The sequence below is a fragment of the Nannocystis pusilla genome, from assembly GCF_020073745.1.
Classification (GTDB): Bacteria; Myxococcota_A; Polyangia; order Nannocystales; family Nannocystaceae; genus Nannocystis; species Nannocystis radixulma.
In genome coordinates this window covers 1-16,090 of the sequence record NZ_JAIRAU010000060.1, presented here as the reverse complement: position 1 = coordinate 16,090, position 16,090 = coordinate 1, and the positions used below count along the sequence as shown (strand labels likewise).

The window sequence follows — 16,090 nt, the reverse complement described above, 5'->3', positions numbered from 1 at the left end:
GCGCGTCGCATCTGTCCTTTTGGACACATGTCCCCCGGGACAGGTCCGGCCGCCGCGCGCGGCTCAGTCGTCCGCGTCGGGCGGCGGCGGGTCGAGGCGCGTGTGCTGGCGCGGCACCAGGTACGGCGGCAGCTCGGCGACCATGAACTCCTCGAGGTCGTCGAGGGCGGTCGAGCCGGTCGCCCTGTAGCGCAGGTGCACGAAGGGGTTGCCGTCGACGTCGTACTCGACCTCGGCCTCGGCCTCGGTGATCCGCCGGTGCTTGCGCATCGCCGCCTCGATGCTGCGCAGGCTGGCGCGCCGGCCCTCGAGGTTGACGAGGCTGTCCGTGCGGCCAGGTACCTCGCCGAGCGAGCCGTTGGCGCCGAAGTGGCCGGCGTAGCCGGTGTGGATCCACGCCGTCTCGCCGGCCATCGGCCCGCCGGGCTCGCCGGGCGCCAGGGCCGGCCGCGTGCGCACCGGGTGGGGCGGGCGCGCCAGCACCTCGTGGCCGCCGTCGCTGGACTTGCCGGGCCGCAGCTCGACGCCGGGCGACACCTCGAAGCGCTCGCCGCGGGCCATCACGCGCGTGCCGAGGATCCCGATCTCCTCGAGGCACAGCAGCTGCACCGGCGGCCTGCCGAACACCTGCTTGAGCAGCTTGCCGTGCGAGGTCGCGATCGTCGCCTGCGGGATCACTGCCAGCAGCTCGCGCTCGGCCCCCGCGGCCTTGAGCGCCCGCGCGGTGCGTTGCAGCGAGTACAGCAGATCGACCACGACCAGGCGATCGTAGGTGCCGAGCGGCGGCAGCACCGACTCGAGCGTCGGGTTGTCGGCCATCGCCAGGCGGGCCTCGGAGGCCAGCCAGCCGAGCACCACCGCGTCGAAGAAGCGCGGGCTGGTGAACGCCTGCGAGCAGGCCAGGTGGGTCCCGGCGCCGAGCTCGAGCCGCGCCGCCGCGGTCTCGCCGATCCAGCGCAGGTGCGCCCCGCTGCGGAAGATGTCGTGGACCGCCCCGTTGGGGCTGACCGCCTCCAGGATGAATTCCGTGTCCCCGGGGACAGCCGACCGCAGGGCACCCGGCGGCTCGAGCACGTCGACCTCGAGCAGCGAGCCGCTGAGCTTGCGTCGCGAGTGCAGCGCGTAGCCCTCGGGGTACTCGAGCGGCGAGTTCTCGAGCCCGCGCGGGCGCCGGAGCACCGCGCGGATCGGCAGCCGGCGCGCCGCGGCGAGCAGGCTGCGGTCGCCGTTGGCCGGATCGATCGGCATCGCGATCGCGCCGAGCTTGCTGACCGCGAGCAGCAGGATCACGAACTCGGCCACGTTGCCCATGCTGAGCGCGACGACGTCGCCCGCCCCGACCTTGAGGCCGGCGAGCTCGCGCGCCCGCTTGTCGGCGCGGATGATGAGCCCGCGGCGGCTGAGCGTCGTGTCCTGGCTGTCGAGCGAGCGCTGGCTGCCCGCCCGCGGCACGGCCTCTTCCAGCCAGCGGTAGAACTGTCCGGCGTCGGAGACGGTCATGCGTGCCGCCTCCCGGCGCCACGCTGTCGCGGTGTGCACACCATGTTCGACCTAGAATCGGAACGAGTAACCCGAGTCGACGAGGATGAGCCACCTGGCTCTCGGGACATCGAGCTGAGAGAACGGCGGCTCGCAGCCGGCGGCCGCCGTGCCCTGTCCGAAGCCGAGGATTGCCGAGGAGAGCCGCACGCCGATCTCGTGGTTTTTGCGCGCTCCAAGTAGCACGTGAAGACCGACGCGTCCACCCGCGCCCGCCCCGCCCCGCTGGCTGACCAGCGATCCGCTGGAATGCGCCGCACACTGCGGGCGTTGTGCCTCGGCGCGGATCCGCAGGGTCTCGCGTGCGCCGACGAGGAAGCCGCCCGTGACGATCTCGAGTCGCCGCGCGCGACCGACCGGATGCAGCACCTCGACGTCGAGCATCACCGCTTGCATCTGCAGGGCGAGCTTGTCCTTGGCCGTCTCGGCAGCCCCGGCGACGAGGCCGGCGCCGCCGAGATAGACCCGACGCCGCGCGCCGAGGAGCACGCCGAGCCGCGCCATCGCGAAGCCCTGCACCGCCCCGTCGAGGCGCGACGCCCCGATCTGCGGCTGCCCGTTAAGCCCGAAGGTGGCACCCACGCGGCCGCGGAACAACGGCGTTCCTTCGACCGGCGACGTCGACTCGGGCGCCGCCGCTCCCGGCGGCGGAGCCACGGGGGCCGGATCGGGCGCAGGTACCGGCGGCGTGGGTGCGGGCCCGGGCGTCGTGGCGGCACCTTCGCGATCGGCAGGTGCTGCGTCGGCGGGCGGGAACGGGATCGATTTGAGCTGAAATTGCGTGAGCGGCGTCCCGCCGAGATCGCGGATCGTCGCCTCCACCTCGAGGCGATCTTCGGCGTCCGGCACCTCGCGGAGGTAGGCCTTGTACGCCTCGACCGCCGCGGCCGCGTGCGCCGACTCGGCCGCCTCGTCGCCGCGATCGCGGGCGGCGAGCATCAGCTGCTGGCGGCACACGCCGATGTTGTAGTGGATCTTCGGCGACGGCCGCAGCGACATCGCCCGCTCGAACTCCGCCAGCGCCCGCTCGTAGTCGCCGGCGCCGAACGCCTTCGCCCCGGCCTCGAACGCCGCGCGCGCGTCGGACGGGGCCGCGGCCGCGGCAGCGAGCTGTCCCGAGAGGCAGATCCACAAACCTAGCCCGAGGGACAGGACCCAACGGACATGGCCCGAACGACACGCACGAGACGCGCGGGGGACGGCTGCGGCGCTGGCTCGCACCGCGCCATCTTCGGGCGCGGCGGGCCCGGGCGCAAGCGTGCACGCCGGCGCGCGCTCAGACGCCGCTCGGCGCCTTGCCGCTCGCCGCCTGCGGCCTTGCCACAGGGCCGGGCACGGGGGGCAGCGCGTCGGGGTCGGGGCGGGCGGCCGGGGCCTTGCGGGCGGCCACCGCGTCGGGCGGCGGGGGCTTGCTCGGGCTCGCCGCGGGCGCGGGCTTCTTGCCCTCGACCGGCAGTTCGACGCCCTTCTTCGTCAGCCTGGCGACGCGGTGATCGGCGATCGCGTCGCGCCGCTGGACGTAGATCTGGACCAGCCGGCGGGCCGCGTAGTGGGCCTTGATCTGCCACTTCGGCTCGTTGGCGAGGAGCACCGCGAACGCGATCTCGGGCCGGTCCGCCGGGGCGTAGCCGACGAACCAGTTGTAGTTGAGGCCCGGCGCGCGCTTGCCGGTCAGGCTGCCGGTCTTGCCGGCGACCTGCACGTTGCCGATGTACGAGTTGCCCTGGCGGTCGACGAAGCTGGCGCGCGCGGTGCCCTCGGTGGTGGTGCGCACCATCATCGCGCCGACCGCCTCGGCGACGTCCTTCGACAGCACGCGCTCGGTCTTCGGCAGCGAAGGCGTGCGATCGGTGCCGTCGGGCCCGAGCACCTGCGAGATTACGTGCGGCGCCTGGTACACGCCGTCGCGGGCGAACACGCTGGCGAGCAGCGCCCCGTGCAGCGGGCTCATGTCGACGTGCCAGAAGCCCGCCGCGACCTTGGCCCGCTCCTTCGCGTCGGCCGGGATCAGCGCCGGCGAGCGCTCGACCGGGAATTCGAACGGGATGTCGCTGTCGAACTTGAACGAGCGCACGGTCGCCTGCAGCGCGTCGGCGCTGAGGTGCTTGAGCGCGAGCTTGGCGATCACGACGTTGTGGCTGTGGGCGACCGCCCCGCCGAGGTCGTCGCAGCGCTCGTCGCGGCGCGGGTCGTCGAGCAGCAGGTCGTCCGTGATGCCGTGGAGGCCGCCGCTGAAGCACACCCGCGTCTTGTTGTTGACGTGCTTGTTGGCCAGCAGCGACGCCGCGGTCACCAGCTTGAACGTCGACGCGGCCGGCGCCCAGGCCGTGGTCACGATCTCGAGCGGGTCGACCTCGGGGTCCATGCTCGAGTGCCCCGCCAGCGCGAGCACCGCGTTGTCGCGCACGTCGAGCACCACCGCCGCCGCGTACGGCACCTCGCGGTTGCGGAAGATCTGCAGCGCCGCGTCCTGCAGCACCGGGTCGAGCGTGTAGAGGATCCGGTGGCCGTCGCTCAGCTCCTGGACCAGGCGCGTGCGCGCCAGGTCGGTCGCCAGCGACGGGAAATCGGGGTCGCCAGACTTCGTCGTCTTGGTCGGCGCCGGCGCGTCGGGCCCCAGCGGAGCGGGCGTCGCGGCCGCGAGGTCGAGGCGGTCCTGCCACGGCAGCGCGGCCACCGGCGCCTCCTCCGGCGCGGCTCGCGTGCCGGTCGCCGCGGTGCGCACCACGTCGTGCGTCTCCGGGACCTCCTGGCGCTGCACGTAGAATGCGATGGCGCCGAGAGTTCCGACGAAGAAGAGCGCGCCGAGTCCGCTGAGTCGGGTGTTGGGGGCCGACATGTCGGAGGGTCATAGCAGCGCCCTTGCGGGCTCGGCAAAATTTCCGAGATCGCTGCGGCGCGAAGACACGTGCGCGAGCCGCGACGAACACCGAAATTTTCTAACATCCCGCGAACTTACACAGCGTGACCTGAGACGGGGGGTGCGGCCCCGAACGCGCCATATTGAGCCTACATCGCCGGACCGATACGCACCAGATTCCGCCCTCGCGCTCCGCGTGGTGCTCCGGCTCTGGTAATTTGACCAGCGCAGAGGGGGCGCCCCTCGAGGACTGCCGCGGGCCTATGCGGGACGAGACGATCGTTACAGTCATCAACAAGAGCGACGAAGGCGGCGGCAAGGGCCCCAAGAAGGAGGCTTGTCTCGTCGTTATCTACGGCGCCGAGCTCGGGCGCAAGTATCACATCGACGGGCGCGAGATGACGATCGGTCGCGGCACCCTCAACGACATCTGCGTCAGCCAGGACAGCGTCTCGCGCACCCACGCGACCCTGCGGGTCGAGGATCACGGCGTCAAGCTCCGCGACAACGAGTCGACCAACGGCACCTACGTCAACGACCACAAGATCCACGAGGCGTGGCTCAAGGACGGCGACCTCATCAAGATCGGGCGCGCCATCTTCAAGTTCCTCAGCGGCGACAACGTCGAGAGCCTCTACCACGAGGAGATTTACCGCCTCTCCACGGTCGACGGCCTGACGCAGATCTTCAACAAGCGCTACTTCCTCGAGACCCTCGAGCGCGAGCTGTCACGGGCCCGCCGCTACGACCGCCCGCTCGCCCTCGTGATGTTCGACATCGATCACTTCAAGGCCTGCAACGACACCTTCGGCCACCGCGCCGGCGACTTCGTGCTGCGCGAGGTGGCCGACGTCGTGCGCGAGCGGGCCCGCAAGGTCGACGTGCTGGCGCGCTACGGCGGCGAGGAGTTCGCGATGATCCTCCCCGAGATCGACATCCGCGGCGCCACGCAGTTCTCCGAGAAGATCCGCACCATGATCGCGGAGTCGAAGTTCATGTTCGAGGGGCGGCACATCCCCGTCACCATCTCGATCGGCGTCGCCGAGCTGACGCAGGACGTCGCCACCTACGACGACCTGATCAAGCGGGCCGACGCCCGCCTCTACAAGGCCAAGCAGAGCGGCCGCAACCGCGTCGTCGCCGACTGACGCGCGCGCAGCTCCTCACGGCGGCGACGCGCTCACGCCTTCGCTGTGAACGTCAACGCCAGCATCCACCCGCCGATCACGACGAACAGCGCCCCGGCGACGCGGTCGATCATGACCGGCTCGACGCGGGCGCGCAGCCACTCGCCGGCCAGCACCGCGATCAGGCTCGACAGCACCAGCGCCAGCGCCGAGGCGCCGAACACCAGCCAGCGCTGGCCGCTCGACGCCGCCATGCTCATGGTGGTGAGCTGGGTCTTGTCGCCGAGCTCGGCGAGGAACACGAGGCCGAAGGTCGTAAAGAACGCGCGGAGGTCCATGGGATCACCCGGGGTGAGGCCGCGACCATAGCCTCCGCACCCCCGCGGCGGGCGCGCTGGCGCGCGGGGCCTTGCGCCGGGGCCTCCGGTCGGCCTAACTATCCCGCGTGAATTCGCCCGCCCCTGCCGCCTCAGGTCGGATCGCCGTGCTCGGGGCGCTGGTGATCGACCAGATCGCCGCCGGCGAGGTCGTCGAGCGCCCCGCCTCGGTCGTCAAGGAGCTCGTCGACAACAGCCTCGACGCCGGCGCCACGCGCGTCGACGTCGAGCTCGAGGACGGCGGCCTGGCCCGGATCTCGGTCCGCGACAACGGCCGCGGGATCCACCCCGACGACTTCCTGCTGGCCGTCACGCGCCACGCCACCAGCAAGCTGCGGTACGCCGCCGACATCGCCGACATCGCCACTCTCGGCTTCCGCGGCGAGGCGCTCGCCAGCGTCGCCGCCGTCGCCCGCGTCGACCTGCGCAGCCGCCAGCCCGGCGCCGCTGTCGGCGTGCACCTGCACGGCATCCCGGGCGAGGCCCCCACCCTCACCCCCGCCGGCATGCCGGTCGGGACCCAGATCGACGTCCACGCGCTCTTCGCCAACGTGCCCGCCCGGCGCAAGTTCATGCGCGCCGAGGCGACCGAGGTCGGCCACTGCAGCGACACCCTGCTGCGCCTCGCCATCGTCCACCCCGGCGTCCACTTCACCCTGCGCCACGGCAAGCGCGAGCTGCTCAACCTGCCCCGCGCCACCCCCGAGGGCCGCGTCGCCCAGGTGCTCGAGCGCCGCGTCGCCGGCCCGTTCTTCGCCTTCCGCGGCGAGGACGACGGCGTGCGCGTCGAAGCCTTCCTGCCCCACCCCACCGCCGCCGCCCGCGGCCGCGGCAGCCCCTACCTCATCACCCGCCAGCGCGTCGTCCGCGAGCGCAGCCTCGCGCAGATCCTCACCCAGGCCTACGGCCTCGGCGGCGAGGCCCCCTCCGCCTGTCTGTTCGTCGAGCCGCCCGCCGGCGCCGTCGACGTCAACGTCCACCCGCAGAAGGCCGAGGTCCGCTTCAGCGAGCCGCAGCAGGTCTACGCGGCCGTGCGCCGGATCCTCGCCGCCGCCGTCGCCGCCGCGCCGTGGGCCGGCGAGCTCGCCGGTGCTTCGGGACATGTCTCGAAAGACCTGTCCTCTACGCCAGCCAACCCCGAGGCCGACGAGTCCGCGCGCGAGCGGGCGACCGTGCCGCCGGGCCGCGGCGGGGCGATCCCGATCGGCTTCGCGCCGGTGCGCGTCAGCCCGGGCGCCGGCGAGGCCGCCAGGGCGCGCGCCCGCGTCGACGATGATGGCGACGACCTCCCCGACGACGGCGGCTCCGCGCCCGGCGGCCGTCGCGGTCACCCCGCCCGACCTGCGCGGGACGAGGACATGCCTCGCCGCGCCGCGGTCGGCGTTCGCTCCGCGCCCGACGAGGACGAGGACGAGGCCGCCGAGACCGGCCCGGCCGTGCGTCGCGTCGAGCAGGCCGCCGCTGCCGCCGCCGCCGGGCGCCGGGCCGAGGCCGAGGCGTGGCTCAGTCGCGCCGAGGCCTCGATCGACGCCGCGAGGCGACCGCTCGTCGAAGCCGAGCGCCCGTCCGCCGCGCCCGCGCGCGCGGCTCGTCCGGCGTCGGGCCCCGTCGCCGCGGCGGCCGGCGCCGACGCCGGCTGGGACCTCGACCTCGCCGACGCCCCTGGCGATCGAGACATGTCCCATCGAGCAGAGGGTGACGCGCGCGATCCCCATGTCTCTCCAGACATGTCCGTTCGCGCCGATGGCCGCCCCGCGGGTGAAGCTGTGGCCCGCGAGGCCCATGCACCTGCGGCCGCTCCTGCGAGGACGCCGTCCGGGGCCGCGGAATCGCATGTCTCTCCGGACATGTCCGTCCCAGCCGCTCGGCGCTCGAGCCCGTCCGGACCTGTCCCCACGGACATGTCCGTTCGCACATCCGATTCGCCGGTCGACCCTGTCCCTGCGGACATGTCTCTCCGCGACGTCGACCAACCCGCCCGTGGTGACGACCGCGGAGCAACCGCCTGGATGACCCGCGCCGGCGCCGCGAGCGACCTCCCCGACCCGGCCCGCGAGCGCGCCGCCGCGTGGGCCGAGCGGGCCGGCGCCGAGCTCCCGCCCGACCTGCACGCCGGCGCGGACCCGCTGCTGCGCTGGTCCGAGCGCCAGCCCGACCCCGAGCCGCGCCCGCAGCAACCTGCCTCCGAGGACAGGCGCCCCGGCGCCTACCGCCTGAGCACCCGCGCCCTCGACCACGGCTACGACCGCCACAAGCGCTCGGTCATGGACGCGGCGGCGGCCCTCCGCTCCGACGGCGCCGCCCCGCGCGCGGCCGGGCCCGAGCGCGACGAAGCGCTCGCGCTCCTGCCGGTCGACGCCGGCGACATGCCTGTCCCTCGGGACATGCGCGAACAGACCGGTCCCATCAGTCAGCCGGCGGCGCCGCCCCGGCCCGACATCCCGGCGCTGCTCGCCTGCCTGCCGGGCCCCGTGGCCGTGTTCGCCGACCGCGACTCCCTGCTCGCCGTCGACCTCCGGCGCGTCCGCTCGCACCTGGTCTACCTCCGCCTGCAGCGCGACCTCGTCGGCCGCCGCGCCGTCGCCGTCCAGGGCCTGCTGTCGCCCGCCGTGGTCCAGCGCCCGCCCGCCGACGTCGCGCTGATCCAGGCCGCCCGCGCCGAGCTGCTCGGCCTCGGCGTCGACCTCGACGTGTTCGGCGAAGACGCCGTGGTCGTGCGCGGCGTGCCGGCGCACCTGCGCCACTGCGTGGACGATGCCGACGCCGCCGATCTGGTGGCGCGCATCGTGCCGTGGCTGCGGATCCGCTCCGGCGACGGCGACCGGGCGGCCCGCGAGCGCGGCCTGCTCGACGCGATCGCGACCACCCACGGCGGCGATCCGGCGCCTCGTCTGGCCCGCCGCTGGCTCGCCGAGTTGGTCGACGCCGGCGCCTCGCTCGAGTCGGTGCCGGGGATCCGCCGCTGGACCGCGAGCGCGTTGCTCGGAGGCGAGTGATGAGCGCGACGACGGCGGATCGCGCGGACGATCTTCCGCGCCTGCTCGCCGTCGTCGGTCCGACCGCGTCTGGAAAATCACGCCTCGCCGTCGCGCTGGCCGAACGCCTGCAGCTGCCGATCTTCTGCTGCGACTCGGTGCAGATCTATCGCGGCCTCGACATCGGCAGCGCCAAGGTCGACCTCGCCACGCGACAGCGCGTGCCGCATCACCTCCTCGACCTCGTCGATCCCGACGAAGACTTCAGCGCCGGCGACTACCAACAGGCCGCCTGGCAGCTGCTCGCGCACAGCGCGGGCCTCTTCGTCGGAGGCACCGGCTTCTATCTGCGCGCCGTCGTGCGCACGCACAGCGGCGCCGATCCGGTCGCCGACGCCCCCGCCAGCGATCCGCGACGCGCCGCTTTTTCTGCGCAGTGGGAGGCACGCGAACGCGAGCGAGCGGGCGCCGTACACGCGGAGTTGGAGCGCCGCGATCCACAGGCCGCCGCCGCGATTCACCCGCGCAACGTCGTGCGCGCCCTGCGGGCGCTGTGGCTGTGCGAAGCGCACGATCGACCGGTGAGCCTCGTCCGCGCCGAAGATCCGCAGCGTGCGCGGGCTCGCCTGCTCGCCGTCGTCCTCGAGCCCGAAGTCGCCGCTCTGGACCGCGCGATCGATGACCGCTGCGACGCGATGATCCGCGCCGGCTTCGTCGCCGAGGTGGGCAACCTTGTCCACGCTGGGTATGATTCGCGCCATCGATCCATGCGAAGCCTGGGCTACCGCCAGATCCTCGATCACCTCGCCGGCCAGAGTCTCGGCGACGCCGTCGCCGCCATCAAGCAGGAGACGCGGCGCTACGCCCGACGCCAGCGCAGCTACTTCCGCCACCAGCTGGCCCCCGAGCGCACGCTCGCGGTCCCGCGACCGATCTGGCTCTTGAGCCAGGCCGAGCTCGACCGCGAGGCCGACGGCATCGCCGCTGCTGCCGCCGCGTTCCTCGCCGGGGAGGCCTCGCCATGAGCGGCAAGGTCCTGGAATTCGAGCGGCCGATCGTCGAGCTCGAGACGAAGATCCGCGAGCTCAAGGATCTCTCGGGCGGCAACGCCGAGATGGCCGACGAGATCGCGCGGCTCGAGCAGCGAGCCGTCGAGCTGCAGCGCGAGCGGTTCGCCGCGCTCACCCCGTGGGAGCAGCTGCAGCTGGCCAAGCACCCCGATCGCCCGTACACGCTCGACTACATCGGCGAGGTCCTCACCGACTTCGTCGAGCTCAAGGGCGACCGCGCCTTCGGAGACGACCCCGCGATCGTCGGCGGCATCGGCCGCCTCGACGGCCGCTCGCTCGTGGTGCTCGGCCAGCAGAAGGGCCGCAACACCAAGGAGAACCTGCACCGCAACTTCGGGATGGCGCGCCCCGAGGGCTACCGCAAGGCGCAGCGGCTGATGAAGATGGCCGACCAGTTCGGCCTGCCGCTCTTGTGCCTCATCGATACGGCCGGCGCCTACCCCGGCATCGGCGCCGAGGAGCGCGGCCAGGCCGAGGCCATCGCCACCTGCCTCGAGCTGATGGCCGGCCTGCGCGTGCCCTCGATCTCGGTCGTCATCGGCGAGGGCGGCTCGGGCGGCGCGCTGGCCATCGGCGTCACCGACCGGATCCTCATGCTCGAGCACGCGGTCTACTCGGTCATCTCGCCGCGCGGCTGCGCCTCGATCCTGTGGAAGGACGCCGAGGCCGAGCGCACCGCCGCCGAGCAGCTCAAGATGACCGCGCAGGACCTCGTCGGCCTCGGGATCTGCGACGAGGTCGTCCCCGAGGCGCTCGGCGGCGCCCACCGCGGGCTCCCCGCCACCGCCGCCGCGCTCCACGACGCCCTCCGCCGCCACTATGGCGAACTCGCCGCGCTCTCGGTCGAAGACCGTCTCGAGCGGCGCTACGCCAAGTTCCGGCGCATGGGTCACGTGGAGATGCAGACTTAAGGTCGGCGTGGCGCTCTATCAGAACCTCCTGGTCCTCGCTGGGCTCGTCCTCGCGATGGTCCTGCTCCGCACGATCCGCCGGCCGGGCGGCCCGCGGGGCTACGCGGCGGTGCTGGCGCTGCAGCTCGCGCTGACCTTCGCCGCGATCGTCTACGAGGACAGGTACCTCGGGACAGTAGCGATCTCCCTGTGCGCCCTGACCGTCGTCGCGCCGGCGCTGCTCGAGCGCGGCGCCCGGCAGATGTTCGCGCTCGGGCGCCCGCGCCTGGCCGTGCGTCTGTCTGGCCTTCGGGCCATGTTGATGCCCGGCGCCGGGCTCGGCCGCCAGCAGCAGATCCTCCGCGGCTTCGCCCTCCTCGACCGCGACGGCGTCGACGCCGCCCTCGCCTACTTCCGCGGCCTCGTCGCCGCCGCCGAGGATCCGACCGAGCTCGCGGTGATCCACGAGCAGATCGTCGCCATGCTGCTCTTCGACCACCGCTGGAGCGAGGCGGTCACCCACTACGAGAGCCACTTCCACCCCGGCTACGCGGCGGTTCGGCCCACGCTCGCGCTCGGGATCCTGCGCGCCTTCGGCGAGCTCGGCCGCCACGACGCCGCGGCCGCGCTGCTGCGCGCGATCGAGGACGGCCCACTAGGTAGCGAGGCCGGCGCCGCCGAGCTGCTGGCCCAGGCGCGCCTCACCTTCCTCGCCCACGCCGGCGCGCTCGGGGTCGTCGAGGACGCGCTGGCGCGCGACCGCGGGCGCCGGCTCGGCCTGTCCCCGGGGACAGCCACCCTGTTCCTCGGCATCGCCGCCGCCCGCGCCGGCGACCCGGTGCGCGCCGACGCCTTGCTGCAGCAGGTCCCCGGGCTCGCCCGGCGCAGCGAGACCCGCCTCGCCGCCGCCGCCCGCACCGCCCGCGCCCACGTCGACGACGCCGTGCCGGCCCTCGCCGACGACGTGCAGGCCTTCGTCCAGGCCGTCGGCGAACGCTTCCGCGCCGCCTTCCGCGAGCGAGCCGGCACCCGCCGCCTGCAGCCGCTCGTCATGACCACCGCGCTGATCGCCGTCTCGGCCGGGTGGTACGCCTTCACCCTGGCGGCCGGCTGGGCCGGCGTCGGCCTCCTGCACGCCGGCGCCCTGACCGGCGAGCTGTGGCGCGCCGGCAGCTGGGGCCGCATCTTCACCGCCCTGTTCGTCCACGCCGACCTCGTCGGCCTGCTGCTCGACTGCTACTCGATCTGGCTCGCAGGACACGTCCTCGAGCGCATCCACGGCTGGGCCCGCACCGGCCTGATCGCCCTGCTCGGCGGCGCCGCCGGCATGTGGGCCGCCGCCGTCGCCGACCCCGAACCCGCGCGGCTGATCGGCGGCGGCAACGCCCTCGCGGTCGCCGTCCTCGTCGCCACCCTGTGGACCCTGCTGCCGGCGCGCACCCCCGGCCTCCTGTCCACCGTGCGCCGCAGCGTCGTCCTCACCCTGCTGTTCCTGCTCGGCGCGCACGTGTTCGCCTGCATCCCCGGGGCCTACGGCCTGCGCTCCACGCCCCTGTCTCTCGGGACCTCCGCGTTCGTCGCCTCGGTCCTCGCGCTGCTCCTGCCGCCGACCCTGCCGGCGTGGACGCGCCGCCCGCTGGCCCTCCTGTGCCTCGCCGTCGTCGCCGTCGTCGGCTTCGCCGCCGCCCAGGTCGCGCGCGAGGACCCGATCGCCTTCGCCGTCGCCCACCGCGAGCGCCGGGTCGTCGAGCACGGCGTCGCCCTCGGGCTGCCCGCCAGCTTCGAGCACGTCGACGCCGGCGAGCGCCGCCACCCGCTGCTGCCGGTCTTCGCCGGCTGGATCGACACCCAGGCGCTGCGGGGCGGTCACCTGGTCCAGTTCGTGGTCGTCGAGGACGTCCCGGCCGAGGGCAGCGCGCTGTTCGTGCTCGCCCCCAACCTCGCGCACGAGCTCGTCGTCCGCCCCGAAGCCGCGCCCGCGCCCGCCTTCGCCGGCTTCGCCAACTACACCCTGCAGCGCAACGGCGAGGCGATCGCCCGCGTCGTCGAGCGCCGCCTCGGCGCCCGCGCCCTGCTGCTCCTCGCCGCCCCGGAGGCCGCCCTCGACCCGGCCCCCGAGCTGTACGCCGCGATCCTCGGCGACGCCGCCCTCGCCGACGACTGACCGGGTACGCTCGCCGCGTGCACATCGTCGTCGATCACCTGTGGGACGGCTCGCCCGCGACGCCGGCCGAGCGGATCACCCTCGACCTCCGCGTCCGCGCCGGCGCGCTCGAGCTCGACGTCGACGCCCCCTTCCACGGCGACCCTGCCCCGCCCCATCCGCCGGGGTCGACGCCCGGCCTGTGGAATTTCGAGGTCGTCGAGCTGTTCCTGCACGCCCCCGGCGACCGCTACCTCGAGATCGAGCTCGGCCCGCACGGCCACTGGCTCGCGCTCCAGCTGCACGGCGTCCGCAACATCATCGACCCCGCCGTGGCGATCGCGTTCACAGCAACGCGCTCCGAGCCCCACCGCTGGCGCGGGAGCGCCTCGATCCCCGCCTCGGCGCTCCCGCCCGGCCTCGCCCGCTGGAACGCCCACGCGATCCACGACCAGGGCGAGGCCCGCCGCCACCTCTCGGCCCTGCCCGCAGGCGGCGCCCGCCCCGACTTCCACCGCCCCGACGTCACCGCCGCGCTCGACCCGGCCCTGCTGCGCGACCTGTCCTTCAAAACATAAACAACCGCGCATGCCCCATAGGCCATGCGCTATCAGACATGCCCCCGGGGACATGCCTTCAAGGACAGCCACCGTGAGGCTTGAAGACGGCGCCGCGCGGCGGCCTCGCGTGACGCGTCCCCTCAGGGAAAAATTCAGCCCGCGGTCTTGCGCAGCGCGTCGCGGAACACCGCCTCCGGCTGCGCCCCCGACAGCGCGGTGCGCCCGTCGAAGATGAACAGCGGCACCCCGCGCACTCCGCTGCGGGTCGCGTGCTCGGCTTCTTGCCGGGTCTGGGCCAGCTCTCGCGGATCGCTCGTCAGCGCCTTCACCTCGTCGGCCGAGAACCCGTGCGTCGCGGCCACCTCGGCCAGCACCGCCGGATCGGCGATGTTCTTCGCTTCCAGAAAATACGCCGCGAACAGCGCCCGCGACAGCGCTCGCTGGGTCCCCTTCGCCTCCGCGTGGCGCAGCAGCGTGTGCGCGCGGACGGTCGGGTAGCCCATGCGCACCTTCTCGAAGTCGAGCGCGATGCCCGTCTCCTGCGCCGCGCGCTCGACCGCCGCGAACGCCGGCGACGGGTCGCCGCCGAACTTCTGGCGCAGGCGCGCGCGGATGTCGGTCCCGCCCTCGGGCCCGTCGGGGTCGAGCAGGTACGGGTGCAGCGTCACCGACGCCGCCACCCCGGTCTCGGCCAGCGCCCGCTCGAGGCGCTCGATGCCGATGAAGCACCACGGACACGCGATGTCGGACACGATGTCGATGCGCACGCTCGCCTCCTCGTCCTGCTGCGGTCTCAGCTCGCCGGCCGCACGCGGGCCATGTAGCTGTTCTTGTCGGCGAGCAGCTTCATGAACAGCCCCGGGAAGTCCTCCGACACCGACGACGTCACCGACGTCCGCGCCGCCAGCCGCCGCGCCCACGCCTCGACCTGCGAGCCCCTGGGCCAGAACGACCAGCCGGTGCGCTCCTCCAGCAGCGCGAAGCGGAACAGCGCCGGCGCCGTCGCCACCTCGACCAGGCCGAAGGCGTCGCTCGCCAGCTCGCCCTTGCGCAGCGCCTCGTCGTAGCGGGCCAGCGCCGCCGTCGCCGTCTTCGCGGCCGCCTCGAATTCCGCCTGCGTCGCCGCCATCATCGTCTTGTACTGCGTCATCAGCAGCTCGCTGGCCACCTCGACCCACGCCCGCTGGCGCGCCCGCGCGAACGGCTCCTCGGGGATGAGCCGCGGCGGGTGGGTCTCGTCGAGGAACTCGACGATCGCCGCCGACTCGAACAGCGGCGTCCCGTCGGCCACCAGCACCGGCACCTTGCCGCGCGGCGACAGGGCCAGGAACCACTCCGGCTTGGCCTCGAGGTCGACGTCGCGGCGGCTGTACTCGACCCCCTTCTCGCGCAGCATGATGCAGGCGCGGTGGACGAACGGGCACAGGGCGTGGCTGATCAGTTCGAGCTGCATCGGGGCCTCCGGGCGATCAGGACATGTCGTGACAGACAGGACTCATGGCACATGTCCGAACGAACATTGTCGTGCGGACATCTCAGCCCGTGCGCGGCCGCAGGCTGGCGAACCCGACCTTGCCGGCGCCGGCCTGCAGGCGGTGGATCAGCTCGGCCTGGCCCTCGGCGTGGTAGCTGCTGCGGACCAGCGGCCCGCTCTCGACGTGGACCACGCCCGCGGCCAGCGCGTGGCGCTTCAGCTCGGCGAACTCGTCCGGGTGGACGTAGCGGTGGACCGGCAGGTGCTTCTTGCTCGGCTGCAGGTACTGCCCGAGCGTCAGGATCGTCAGCCCGAGCGCCGCCAGCTGGTCGATGACCTCGCGCACCTCCGCCAGCTCCTCGCCGAGGCCGAGCATCAAGCCCGTCTTGACCAGCGCCCCGCGCTCGCGGGCCCGCCGCAGCACCGCGAACGAGCGGTCGTAGCGGGCCTGCACGCGGACCTCGCGGGACAGCCGCGGCACCGTCTCGAGGTTGTGGGCGAACACGTCGGGCCCGGCGTCGAGCACCGTGTCGACGTCGTTCAGCGCGCCCTTGAAGTCGGGCACCAGCACCTCGATCGTCATCTCCGGGGCCGCCGCGTGGCACGCGTGCAGCGTCTCGGCCCAGATCTGGGCCCCGCCGTCGGGCAGGTCGTCGCGGTCGACCGACGTGATCACCGTGTGATTGAGCTCGAGCGCCGCCAGCATCGTCGCCACGCGCGCCGGCTCGCCGTGATCGACCGGCAGCGGCCGCCCCGTCGCCACGTCGCAGAAGCGGCACGAGCGGGTGCAGATGTCGCCGAGGATCATGATCGTCAGCGCGCGGTGGTTCCAGCACTCGCCGATGTTCGGGCAGCTCGCGCTCTGACACACCGTGTGCAGGCCGAGCTCCTTCACCATGCGGCGCAGCGCCTGATAGCCGTCGCCGCCGGGCATCGGCACGCGCAACCAGTCCGGGTGACGCCGGCGAGGTGCGGGCGCGGGCTCGGCCTCGGGGCCGGCATCACTGCGGACGATCGGGAGGCGGACGGTCACCGGCAAGGCATAGCACGCGGGACCGCCTCACAGCTCGAGGTC

The 16,090-nt window shown here is 73.5% G+C and carries 13 protein-coding genes; 6 read left to right on the top strand and 7 right to left on the bottom strand.

The genetic code is table 11. From position 1 onward, the window contains the following. Nucleotides 1-63: 63 nt before the first annotated feature. The 3 genes from K7C98_RS43015 to K7C98_RS43005 form a co-directional block, all read right to left on the bottom strand. Complete coding sequence (locus K7C98_RS43015) at nucleotides 64-1,500, bottom strand: AMP-binding protein (RefSeq protein WP_224197789.1); 1,437 nt, start codon at nucleotides 1,498-1,500, stop codon at nucleotides 64-66. 51 nt (nucleotides 1,501-1,551) lie between these two features. Then, nucleotides 1,552-2,673, bottom strand: a complete 1,122-nt coding sequence (locus tag K7C98_RS43010) for a hypothetical protein (protein WP_224197788.1) — start codon at nucleotides 2,671-2,673, stop codon at nucleotides 1,552-1,554. A gap of 142 nt (nucleotides 2,674-2,815) precedes the next feature. Then, nucleotides 2,816-4,378 (bottom strand): penicillin-binding transpeptidase domain-containing protein, encoded by a 1,563-nt coding sequence (locus tag K7C98_RS43005; RefSeq protein WP_224197787.1) that lies wholly within the window; start codon nucleotides 4,376-4,378, stop codon nucleotides 2,816-2,818. 284 nt (nucleotides 4,379-4,662) lie between these two features. Between K7C98_RS43005 and K7C98_RS43000 the strand changes: the two genes are divergently transcribed. After that, nucleotides 4,663-5,547 carry a GGDEF domain-containing protein gene (locus tag K7C98_RS43000; RefSeq protein WP_224197786.1) on the top strand — a complete coding sequence of 295 codons (885 nt, stop codon included), beginning with the start codon at nucleotides 4,663-4,665 and terminating at the stop codon, nucleotides 5,545-5,547. Nucleotides 5,548-5,579: 32 nt separating this feature from the next. On the opposite strand, the gene K7C98_RS42995 is transcribed toward K7C98_RS43000, so the two are convergent. Beyond that, a complete protein-coding gene (locus K7C98_RS42995) occupies nucleotides 5,580-5,864 on the bottom strand; it encodes a TMEM165/GDT1 family protein (RefSeq protein ID WP_224197785.1) in 285 nt (94 codons plus the stop codon). Between the two features lie 107 nt (nucleotides 5,865-5,971). Between K7C98_RS42995 and mutL the strand changes: the two genes are divergently transcribed. Genes mutL through K7C98_RS42970 form a run of 5 tightly spaced genes read left to right on the top strand, consistent with a single transcriptional unit; the run spans nucleotide 5,972 to nucleotide 13,559 of the window. Continuing rightward, a complete protein-coding gene (mutL, locus tag K7C98_RS45405) occupies nucleotides 5,972-8,899 on the top strand; it encodes a DNA mismatch repair endonuclease MutL (RefSeq protein WP_224197784.1) in 2,928 nt (975 codons plus the stop codon). Continuing rightward, nucleotides 8,899-9,903, top strand: a complete 1,005-nt coding sequence (gene miaA, locus K7C98_RS42985) for a tRNA (adenosine(37)-N6)-dimethylallyltransferase MiaA (RefSeq protein WP_224197783.1) — start codon at nucleotides 8,899-8,901, stop codon at nucleotides 9,901-9,903. The genes mutL and miaA overlap by 1 nt, the downstream gene beginning before the upstream one ends. Further along, nucleotides 9,900-10,859 (top strand): acetyl-CoA carboxylase carboxyltransferase subunit alpha, encoded by a 960-nt coding sequence (locus tag K7C98_RS42980; protein WP_224197782.1) that lies wholly within the window; start codon nucleotides 9,900-9,902, stop codon nucleotides 10,857-10,859. The genes miaA and K7C98_RS42980 overlap by 4 nt, the downstream gene beginning before the upstream one ends. Before the next feature lie 7 nt (nucleotides 10,860-10,866). Then, complete coding sequence (locus K7C98_RS45400) at nucleotides 10,867-13,002, top strand: rhomboid family intramembrane serine protease (protein ID WP_224197781.1); 2,136 nt, start codon at nucleotides 10,867-10,869, stop codon at nucleotides 13,000-13,002. 17 nt (nucleotides 13,003-13,019) lie between these two features. After that, nucleotides 13,020-13,559, top strand: coding sequence for a hypothetical protein (locus K7C98_RS42970; RefSeq protein WP_224197780.1), 540 nt, complete (start codon nucleotides 13,020-13,022; stop codon nucleotides 13,557-13,559). A 134-nt stretch (nucleotides 13,560-13,693) separates the two neighbouring features. On the opposite strand, the gene K7C98_RS42965 is transcribed toward K7C98_RS42970, so the two are convergent. The 3 genes from K7C98_RS42965 to lipA form a co-directional block, all read right to left on the bottom strand. Beyond that, nucleotides 13,694-14,308: a DsbA family oxidoreductase gene (locus tag K7C98_RS42965; protein ID WP_224197779.1), complete on the bottom strand. Its 615-nt coding sequence runs from the start codon at nucleotides 14,306-14,308 to the stop codon at nucleotides 13,694-13,696. A gap of 26 nt (nucleotides 14,309-14,334) precedes the next feature. Then, nucleotides 14,335-14,994, bottom strand: a complete 660-nt coding sequence (locus K7C98_RS42960; protein ID WP_224197778.1) for a glutathione S-transferase family protein — start codon at nucleotides 14,992-14,994, stop codon at nucleotides 14,335-14,337. A gap of 82 nt (nucleotides 14,995-15,076) precedes the next feature. After that, nucleotides 15,077-16,048, bottom strand: a complete 972-nt coding sequence (lipA, locus tag K7C98_RS42955; protein WP_224197777.1) for a lipoyl synthase — start codon at nucleotides 16,046-16,048, stop codon at nucleotides 15,077-15,079. Between the last annotated feature and the right edge of the window lie 42 nt (nucleotides 16,049-16,090).